Consider the following 4,519-nt stretch of genomic DNA (forward strand, 5'->3'; position numbering starts at 1 on the left):
GCCACCCCGTCTCCCGCGCCCTTGCCGGGGGCGGGGAACCCCGTTCCGGGGCCGGGGGGCGGTGGCTTTATCGGACGCCTACCCGGGCGGCGGATACGATCAACGGCCATGGAGCTCGGTGGGGCATGGCGTCGCTGGCGCGCCCGGGGTACGACGGTCAGACGCAGGGTGCTGGCGGGGGCGGTGGCCCTGGTGGCGGTGGCCGCGGCCGGTACCGCGACGACGGCGTCCGGCGGTGAGCGGGCGGTCCACCAGGAGGACCGTTTCCTCAGCATGCCGGAGACACCCGGCAGCACCCAGCAGATCCAGCTGGACACCTCGTTCTTCACCACCCCCGGCGGCGGCCCGCGCCCGGCGGTGCTGCTGGCGCACGGCTTCGGCGGCTCCAAGGAGGGCGAGCGCGAGCGGGCCGAGCAGCTGGCCCGGCAGGGGTACGCGGTGCTGACCTGGTCGGCGCGCGGCTTCGGGCACTCGGGCGGCAAGATCGGGCTGAACGCGCCGGACCGCGAGGTCGAGGACGTCAAGCACCTGGTGGACTGGCTGGCCCAGCGGCCCGAGGTGCGGCTGGACGCGCCCGGCGACCCGGCGGTCGGCATCACCGGCGCCTCGTACGGCGGGGCGATCTCGCTGCTGGCCTCCGCGTACGACCCCCGGATCGACGCGGTGGCCACCCAGATCACCTGGTGGAACCTGGCCGACTCGCTGTTCCCGCAGGGCGTCCGGGGCTCGGGCGCGGCCGACGGCGTGTTCAAGAAACTCTGGGCGGGGATCTTCTTCACCACCGGCTCGGCCGGCGACCTCGGGCCCTCGGGAGGGGCCCCTCGGGAGGGCGGCACCAAGCCGCGGACGGACGGCTCCCCGGCGGACGGCTCCTCGGCGGACGGCGGGCCGGTCGGCTGCGGGCGGTTCCTGGAATCGCTCTGCCGGATGTACGACCGGGTCGCCACCGCCGGGCACGCCGACCCGGAGGCCGTCGCGCTGCTGGACCGCTCCAGCCCGTCCTCGGTGGCGGAGCGGCTCGACAAGCCCACGCTCGTCGTGCAGGGGCAGCAGGACTCGCTGTTCCCGCTGGACCAGGGGGACGAGATCGCCCGGGCGGTGGCCGCCAACGGAGCGCCGGTCGCGGTGGACTGGTTCGCCGGCGGCCACGACGGCGGGACGGACACCAGCGCCCGGGTCGACGACCGGGTGACGGCCTGGTTCGACCACTTCTTGAAGAATCGCGGCTCGAAGGGGCTCGGCGACGACACCGGGCCCGCGTTCCGGGTCACCCGGACCGGCGGGGTCGACTCGACCGGCTTCCAGGCCGTCCTGCGCGGCGCCACCGCCGACCGGTACCCGGGGCTGGGCGGAACGGGCTCGCGGACCGTCGAGCTGGCGGGCGGGGAGAAGACGATCGCCAACCCGCCCGGCGGCGCGCCGCCCGGGATCTCGACGCTGCCGGGCATCGGCGCGCTCAGCCAGGCGGCCTCACTGGGCGCCGGGCTGTCGCTGGACTTCCCCGGGCAGAACGCCGCCTTCGACTCGGCGCCGCTGGACACGCCGCTGCACCTGACCGGGCAGCCGACCGTCCCGGTGCGGGTGCGGGCGGACCGTCCGGACGCGGTGCTCTTCGCGAAGCTGTACGACGTCGGGCCGGACGGCAAGGAGACGCTGCCGCAGCAACTCGCCGCCCCGCTGCGGGTCACCGGCGCGGACGCCGGGCAGACCGTCACGGTGGCGCTGCCGACCGTGGACCACACCTTCCCCGCCGGGCACCGGCTGCGGCTGGTGCTGGCGAGCACCGACCTGGCGTACGCCTCGCCCTCCGAGCCGGCCACCTACCGGATCGCTCCGGCCGGGGCGCTCACCGTGCCGACCGTCGAGCAACTGGTCACCGAGGCGGCGCCGCTGCCCTCGCGGACCTGGGTACTGCCGCTGGTCGCGGTGGCGGTGGCCGCCGCTCTGCTGCTGGTGCCCCTGCTGCGCCGCCGCCGGGCGGCCGCCGGGCCCGGATTCGATCCGGAGCTGGCCGCGGTACCGCTGCTGATCAGCGGCCTGAGCAAGCGCTACAAGGGCTCCCGGGACCGGTACGCGGTACGGGAGCTGGGCTTCCGGGTGGAGCAGGGGCAGGTGCTCGGACTGCTCGGGCCGAACGGCGCGGGCAAGACCACCACGCTGCGGATGCTGATGGGACTGATCCGGCCGGACGCCGGGGAGATCCGGATCTTCGGGCACCTGGTGCGGCCCGGCGCGCCGGTGCTGTCGCGGGTCGGGGCGTTCGTGGAGGGAGCGGGCTTCCTGCCGCACCTCACCGGGCGGGCCAACCTGCGGCTGTACTGGCAGGCGACCGGCCGCCCGGAGGCCGACGCGCGCTTCGACGAGGCGCTGGCCATCGCCGGACTCGGCGAGGCGCTGGACCGCGCGGTGCGGACGTACTCGCAGGGCATGCGGCAGCGGCTGGCGATCGCCCAGGCGATGCTCGGGATGCCGGACCTGCTGATCCTGGACGAGCCGACCAACGGGCTGGACCCGCCGCAGATCCGCGAGATGCGCGAGGTGATGATCCGGTACGCGGCCGGCGGGCGGACCGTGATCGTGTCGAGCCACCTGCTGTCCGAGGTCGAGCAGAGCTGCACCGACCTGGTGGTGATGGACCGCGGGCAGCTGGTCACGGCCGGCCCGGTCGGGGACATCGTGGGCGCCGGCGAGCTGCTGATGATCGGCATCGCCGGCCCGTACGACCCCGCGCCGGTGGTCGAGAAGGCGGCCGCGCTGGCCGGGGTCGGCTCGGTGGAGGCCGTCGAGGGCGGGCTGCTGGTGCGCCTGGACGGACTGACGGCCCGCGAGCTGCTGGCCGAGCTGGTGCGGCTGGACGTGCCGGTGGAGAGCGCCGGGCCGCAGCGGCGGCTGGAGGACGCGTTCCTGTCGTTGATCGGAGGTGGAGCGTGAGTTCCGTGGTCCCTGCTGAGGTGTCCGCCGACCCCGCCGTTTCGGCGGACCACGCGGAGGGCTACCGGGCGAGCCGGACGCTGCCGCTGCGGGTGGAGGCGATGCGCCAGCTGCGCCGGCGCCGCACGATGGTGATCGGCGGGGTGCTGGCCGCCATGCCGTTCGTGCTGCTGGCCGCGTTCCGGATCGGCGGCACCCCGGGCCGTCCGGACCGGACCAGCTTCATCGAGCTGGCCACCGCCTCGGGAGCCAACTTCGCCGTCACCATGCTGTTCGTCGGCACCGGCTTCATGCTGGTCATCCCGGTCGCGCTGTTCTGCGGGGACACCGTCGCCTCCGAGGCCAGCTGGTCCTCGCTGCGCTACCTGCTGGCCGCGCCGGTGCCCCGGGCGCGGCTGCTGGCCCGCAAGTTCGCCGTCGGGCTGGCGTTCTCGGCGGTGGCGGTGGTGATGCTGCCCGCGATCGGGCTGGTCGTCGGCACGGCCGCGTACGGCTGGGGGGACCTCAAGCTGCCCGCCGGGGCCAGCCTGCCGGCCGGGGAGGCGCTGCCCCGGATCGCCATCGCGGTGGCCTTCGTGTTCCTCGGTGAGATCGTGGTCGGGGCGCTGGCGTTCTGGCTCTCCACGGCGACGGACGCGCCGCTGGGCGCGGTGGGCGGCGCGGTGTTCGCGTCGATCGTCACCGGGGTGCTGGACGCCGTCACCGCGCTGGGAGACCTGCGGGAGTGGCTGCCCGCGCACTGGCAGTACGCCTGGGCGGACGCCCTGCAGCCGCAGTTGGAGTGGGGCGGGATGGTGCAGGGCGTCTCGCTGTCGCTGTCGTACGCGGTGGTGCTGCTGGCGCTGGCGTTCCGGGGCTTCGCGCGCAAGGACGTGGTGTCGTAGGGCCCGAGCGGGGATGCGGGATCATGGGTGGGTAGCTGACCTCCCCGTGATCTCCCTGCTGAAGGACCCGAACCGTGGCCCAGATCGTCCTCTTCCACTCCGCCTACGGGCTGCGGCCCGCCGTCCGCGCCGCCGCCGACCGGTTGCGCGCCGCCGGGCACACCGTGCACACGCCGGACCTGTTCGACGGGCGGACCTTCGAGTCCGTCGAGGAGGCCCAGGAGTTCCAGGAGGAGCTCGGCGGCCGTGACGAACTGCTGCGGCGGGCGGTGACGGCGTCCGCGCCGGTCTCCGAGGGCGGGCTGGTGTACGCCGGGTTCTCGCTCGGCGGCGCGGTGGCGCAGAACCTGGCGCTGGCCGACGAGAAGGCGCGCGGGCTGCTGCTCCTGCACGGCACCTCGGACCTGCGCGAGGACGCGGCCACCGAGATCCCCGTCCAGCTGCACATCGCGGAGCCGGACCCGTTCGAGCCGGAGGACTGGCTGAACGCCTGGTACCTGCGGATGCGGCGGGCCGGGGCGGAGGTGGAGGTGCACCGCTACCGGGGCGCCGGGCACCTGTTCACCGACCCGGAGCTGCCGGACTACGACGCCGAGGCGGCGGAGCGGGCCTGGGCGGCCTCGCTGGACTTCCTCGCGGAGCTGGACGACTGACGGGGTGAGCGGGGGCGGACCGTGAGCCGCCCGGCCCCCGCCCGCCCGGAC

The 4,519-nt window shown here is 75.2% G+C and carries 3 protein-coding genes; all 3 read left to right on the forward strand.

Going from position 1 to position 4,519, the window contains the following annotated elements:
- Positions 1–108: 108 nt before the first annotated feature.
- The 3 genes from ACFRMQ_RS38615 to ACFRMQ_RS38625 all read left to right on the forward strand — a co-directional run bounded on the left by ACFRMQ_RS38615 (position 109) and on the right by ACFRMQ_RS38625 (position 4,468).
- On the forward strand, positions 109–2,931 hold the full coding sequence (locus ACFRMQ_RS38615; protein ID WP_380735564.1) for an alpha/beta fold hydrolase: 2,823 nt from the start codon (positions 109–111) through the stop codon (positions 2,929–2,931).
- Entirely contained in the window at positions 2,928–3,815 is an 888-nt protein-coding gene (locus tag ACFRMQ_RS38620) for an ABC transporter permease (RefSeq protein ID WP_380735566.1), read from the forward strand. Before ACFRMQ_RS38615 ends, ACFRMQ_RS38620 begins: the two co-directional genes overlap by 4 nt.
- Before the next feature lie 74 nt (positions 3,816–3,889).
- Complete coding sequence (locus tag ACFRMQ_RS38625; RefSeq protein WP_380735567.1) at positions 3,890–4,468, forward strand: dienelactone hydrolase family protein; 579 nt, start codon at positions 3,890–3,892, stop codon at positions 4,466–4,468.
- The last annotated feature ends 51 nt before the right edge of the window (positions 4,469–4,519 follow it).

Origin of the sequence: Kitasatospora sp. NPDC056783, assembly GCF_042789895.1 — a bacterium.
GTDB lineage: Bacteria > Actinomycetota > Actinomycetes > Streptomycetales > Streptomycetaceae > Kitasatospora.